This window comes from Terriglobus sp. YAF25, assembly GCF_052113305.1.
GTDB lineage: Bacteria > Acidobacteriota > Terriglobia > Terriglobales > Acidobacteriaceae > Terriglobus.
The window spans coordinates 1-4,238 of sequence record NZ_JBFRCY010000397.1; the positions used below are offsets into that span (position 1 = coordinate 1).

The following is a 4,238-nucleotide window of genomic DNA, read 5'->3' on the forward strand; positions in this document are numbered from 1 at the left end:
TGCCATGGCTGTCGCCTACTTCGCTATTGCCCCGAAGCTCGACCTGACCGCAATCAACCCGCTCACCCTGCGCGCAGCCTTTCAAGAGATTTCGCACGCTACCGTGTTCTTTACTGGGCAGGTATTGATCAACAACTCTGACATTGTTCTGGTCAAACACTTCCTGCCTGCCCGGGAAGCCGGTCTGTATGCAGCAATCGCCATGGTGGGGCGCGTAATTTTTTCAGGGTCTCAGGCGATTGTGAACAGCATGTTCCCTGTCGTCGCGGGCTCGAAGGCAGAAGAGAGAAAGAACCTGTCACTGATTGGGACGGCACTTCTTTCGGTGCTGGCTGTAGGTACGGCGGTCTCTGTCGGCCTTGCGATCACGCCTGATTGGCTGTGGACCATTCTGTTCGGCGCCGAATTCAAGATTCTCGGCCCCCATGGATTTCCATATCTCCTGGCGATCTATGCCGCAACTACGGTTGTCTACTGCCTCAGCGTGGTCGTGATGACCTATGAGATGTCATACAAGATTGCGAACACGGCCTGGTTCCAACTCCTCTTCGGTGGAGTTCTGATCGCCGGCATCTGCAAGTATCACGAATCGCTGCAACAGGTGATCATGGTGCAGCTCGTCTTGCTCGTCTGCTTCCTTATCCTGGTAGCCGTTCCATTCTTCCTGGACATGTTGAATAACGCCGGCTTTCTGTTGGAGCGCCGTAAACTTCGACTTTTGCGGCGAATGAGCGAAGACGAAGTGATCTCAGGCTTTCTTAGAAGTGAGCTCGGAAAAGGCGTCTATGCCGAATACGAAGAAAGATTGCGGAGCATTTTCCTGAACCCCGACCTGCAGGACGTCTCGGAGTGTGCCGTTCGCCGGGCGCTTCTGGAGCTTCGGCACCGCGCTCTGTGGAGGGAACTTCCGGAGGATACGCAATGGTATGAGGTCGAGATTGGCTCGGCAGAACTCAATCAGATCCGCGTCTTCCCAAGGGCACAATGGGCGAGAACCGCTCGGGGCAACTTTGCGATTAAAACGGTAGCCGAACGCATTAAAAATCGTCAGCCTCTCCCCGAAGACCCATTCGTACGCAAGATCAGCGAGATTCGCGGTGCGCTCACCACGGACACTCTGGATTCAGGACCGATCATTTTGATCGGTCTGACAGAGTCAGACCCGTTGACAATTCTCGACGGCAACCACCGTTTTGTCGCGGGTGTTTTGGAACAGAAAGTAGAACGCCTCAAATTTGTCTGCGGCCTGTCAACCAGCATGGCGCAGTGCTGCTGGTACAAAACCAGCCTATTCAATCTGCTCAGGTATGGACGCAATCTCCTCAGAGCTTTTTTGGAGATACGAAACACAGAAGTACTGCAGTTATGTGAAAGTTCGGGAACGCTTCCGGATGAAGGTCCGCCTCCCCCTGTGCTGTAAGCACGTTCGTCCATCCATACGTCCTCAACTAAAAGGGATGATTCCGATGTCTATTAGAAAAAGAGCAGTAAATATACTTCAGCTTCCAGGCCAGATTTCTTCCGCCAGTCATGCAGACATGCTTCGCCGTCTTAAGATGGCCATTCAACATGGGCATCCTCGCTTCGTGCTCGATTGCTCACAAATTGAAATCATGGGTACGGAAGAGATCCAGTTTCTTCTCTGCTGCCTGGAAGAAGTTATGAAGCATAACGGTGATGTAAGACTTGCCACAGTGACTCCAGAAGCTCGCGCCGTACTGCAGAATGCCGGAATCAGCCGCCTGTTCGAAATCTACGGATCGACGGAAAGTGCAATTCATAGCTATCAGGTTCGCCCGGCCAGCATGGCGCCCCTATACTCGGAGACCGCTGAAGCGCACCAGGACAGCGAATACGCGGCTTAAAGCATCCAACGTTTAGCTGGTGTCCCAATTAGTGCAGCAACGTCAGCCTGGAGCGTGAAAGAATGCCCCGCGATCGAATCCTGAAACAATATTTATCTCTGTGCCTTGCAGCTTCACTGGTTCTGCCGCTTGAGGCATATGCCTCCACGGGTCTTAACGATGCGCAACAGACGTCGTCCACGAACCAGCAAAGTAGCCAAAACACCGAGCCTGCCACGACAGGCAAGGACCCAAGCGCTCCTGCGCCGCAGTCGACGGGTGCATCCCAGAACGACTCTCAGTCGAATTCCCAGCCCAACAGCTCCCAAACTTCCACGCAGCAGCCCTCACAACCGCAGGAGAAGGCGCCGCCGCCCAAGGGCACGGCTGCCGCTCCTGATACCCGCGTCGATGGAGTGCCTGCCGCCACTCCATCGGGCGCGGCAATTGCGCCGGCGAAACAAAAACGCGTTCGCAGGTTCTCCATCAGGACGGCTCTTGTCGTTGGGGCTGTAATCGCTGTGGGAACCGTTGCCGGACTCTCCCTTGCTACATCAGCTAAGCCTTCAAACTGAAGCGAGCCAGAAGATGAATCGGACTTTGCCTGAAAAGAGGCCCCTTCTCATAAGCTTTTCCGGTATCGACGGAGCCGGAAAGAGCACGCAGATTGCGCTGCTCCGCGACGTTCTGCAACTGTCGGGACAACAGGTCCAGTTGGTCACCTTCTGGGATGATGTCGTCGCGTTGAAATCTTTCCGGGAAGATCTGGGCCACAAAGTATTCAAAGGCGACAAAGGGGTCGGCTCTCCGGAGGCTCCCATTCACCGCCGGGACAAAAATGTTCAATCACCGCTGCTCACCTGTATGCGGATGGCCCTCTATGCGCTGGATCTTCTCTCGCTGCGCCGAACAGTAAAGAAGCTTATTCGGACAAAGCCTCGGGCTCAAGATCGTGTCGTAATCTTTGACCGCTTCCTCTATGACGAGCTCGCCAACCTGCAGGTGGATCGTCGCCTTCATCGCTTGTATGTGCGCGCAATCCTACGGTTTATTCCGAAGCCGGATCTCGCCTTCGTTCTGGACGCCGATCCCGACACAGCGTTCGCCCGCAAGCCGGAATATCCTCTGGAGTTCCTCCGCTCGAACCGCATGGCGTATCTCCGTCTCGCCGCGATCGCGGGAATGGTAATGATTCCGCCGTCAAGCGCGGAGTTCGCACATCGTGAGATATGCCGACTGGTGGAGGAAAAGAAACATGCCCTGCTCTCCAAAGGAAAGACAGGGCATGGGTTGCGGGATGAGAGATTGTTTTCCGGACCGGTCTCTACCAGTACGTAAAGTGGAAGTTATCAAGGGCGGTGGTATAGCCATCCATCTTGTAGTTGCCATCCATCTGGTAATTGACGRTCATCCCCCACCAGTCTGATGGAACCGCCTTCGGCGCGACGGTGATATTCAGCGGATAAACAACTCCGTTCACAGTAATGGACTGGTAGAGAAGATCGTTGTTGGCTTGCCGATGCGCTTGTAACGTTACATGGTTCCACCCATCTTTGAGCGTGCACGGGATAGAGGTCGGCACCCATCGGGCCTCAACGTTGTTCCAGTAGTCCCAAACGTTGCCGTTCAAGTGATTGCACTCAGTTCCCCATTCCATACCTACCCCTCCGGCATACATGTTCAGGTCGAACTCGAGCACCTGGGTAACGGGCCAGTTGCTCACATACACGTCGGTGTCATAGAGAAAGTCATGCAATGTCGGCAGCAGCGTGTGGCTTTCGTCTGTCAGGCCCTGCTTGTTTCCATGCCCGATAACAGGGTTCGAGAAGAGGACGTCAGAATAAGGAGTGGTGCCACCGAGGTAGAACTGCGTTGCGTTCCCACTGAGTGATTGCGCCTGCTGGTTCTGCGTCATGGACCAATCGACTCCCTGGCACGGAGCATCGCAGATGTCGTATACCGGCGGTAACTGGCCCCATTGATTCCATCCTGGGGCGGCGTGTACGTTCTTCAGAACGGTTCCCGTTACGTTGACATCAATGGGCGTGCTTGCAATGCCCCCGCAGTTGTCCCATGCCTGGACGACCGTAGATTGATGCCCTCGTCCCATAGTGATGGGGGTAGCCAGCGTGGAACCGTCGACCTTATAGACGAGCTCATGGTTTACATAAATACCCATGGCAGATATGCCCTTGTCACAGGCGGTCGTTGCACTCGCGACGTAGATCGCCGGAGTACCTACATTACTTCCGTTTGCGGGCGAGGCTACGTTCACACCGGAGGAGGTAGAAGACGTGATATCCAGCGGCGTTTTGGTGGCGCCGCCACAATAATCCCATCCCTGGACCACGACGAGGTGCTTGCCTGGACTAAGGGGAACGGACGAGTCGAGAC

The 4,238-nt window shown here is 54.9% G+C and carries 5 protein-coding genes; 4 read left to right on the top strand and 1 reads right to left on the bottom strand.

What is annotated here, in order from left to right; genetic code table 11:
* The 4 genes from AB4043_RS16475 to AB4043_RS16490 all read left to right on the top strand — a co-directional run.
* The coding region (locus tag AB4043_RS16475) for a lipopolysaccharide biosynthesis protein (RefSeq protein WP_442307543.1) at positions 1-1,420 on the top strand (1,420 nt) is incomplete at its 5' end.
* Between the two features lie 46 nt (positions 1,421-1,466).
* Complete coding sequence (locus AB4043_RS16480) at positions 1,467-1,865, top strand: STAS domain-containing protein (RefSeq protein WP_442301196.1); 399 nt, start codon at positions 1,467-1,469, stop codon at positions 1,863-1,865.
* A 62-nt stretch (positions 1,866-1,927) separates the two neighbouring features.
* Positions 1,928-2,419, top strand: a complete 492-nt coding sequence (locus tag AB4043_RS16485) for a hypothetical protein (RefSeq protein WP_442301195.1) — start codon at positions 1,928-1,930, stop codon at positions 2,417-2,419.
* 13 nt (positions 2,420-2,432) lie between these two features.
* Positions 2,433-3,182 (top strand): dTMP kinase, encoded by a 750-nt coding sequence (locus AB4043_RS16490; protein WP_442301194.1) that lies wholly within the window; start codon positions 2,433-2,435, stop codon positions 3,180-3,182.
* Here the strand turns inward: AB4043_RS16490 and AB4043_RS16495 are convergent.
* Positions 3,169-4,238, bottom strand: a 1,070-nt coding sequence (locus tag AB4043_RS16495) for a hypothetical protein (protein WP_442307544.1), incomplete at its 5' end; no start/stop codon positions are given. The two genes, AB4043_RS16490 and AB4043_RS16495, sit on opposite strands and share 14 nt — an antisense overlap.

Excerpts from the sequence above, each read along its gene's own strand:
- AB4043_RS16480 (WP_442301196.1), top strand. The coding sequence starts at position 1,467 with ATGTCTATTAGAAAAAGAGCAGTAAATATACTTCAGCTTCCAGGCCAG.
- AB4043_RS16490 (WP_442301194.1), top strand. The coding sequence starts at position 2,433 with ATGAATCGGACTTTGCCTGAAAAGAGGCCCCTTCTCATAAGCTTTTCC.
- AB4043_RS16485 (WP_442301195.1), top strand. The coding sequence starts at position 1,928 with ATGCCCCGCGATCGAATCCTGAAACAATATTTATCTCTGTGCCTTGCA.